This window comes from Cedecea sp. B1(4), assembly GCF_059414925.1.
Genome location: NZ_JCAHMZ010000266.1, coordinates 1 through 370 on the forward strand (window position 1 = coordinate 1; position 370 = coordinate 370).

General features: G+C 64.9%; 1 protein-coding gene. It reads left to right on the forward strand.

Annotated features, from left to right (window positions below):
- The coding region (locus ACR6JA_RS22885) for a Rossmann-fold NAD(P)-binding domain-containing protein (RefSeq protein WP_494599776.1) at positions 1-370 on the forward strand (370 nt) is incomplete at both ends.

Here is a 370-nt window from a genome sequence, read left to right on the forward strand (position 1 = left end):
CCGGCAACTTCCCCCGTCTGATCAAGCTGGTCAAGAGCGGCCTGCCGCTACCTTTCGGCAGTGTGATCGGCATGCGCTCGTTCATCCACGTGGATAACTTGGCCAGCCTACTGGCACATTGCGCCGAGCAGCCCGACATGGGAGGCGTATTCGTCGCTGGTGATGGCTCGGATTTCGAATTACCCGAGCTCATACGCGCCATTGCCGCCGGCATACGCCGTCCTGCACGGCTGGTGCCCTTCCCTACCGGATTGCTGCGCCTGGCTGCTCGCGCCATCGGCCGCCAACGTGAGATCGACAGCCTAACCCGCCCAATGCCGGTCGACTGGTCCAAGATCCGCGCAGCGGGCTGGACCCCCCCGCAAGCGGC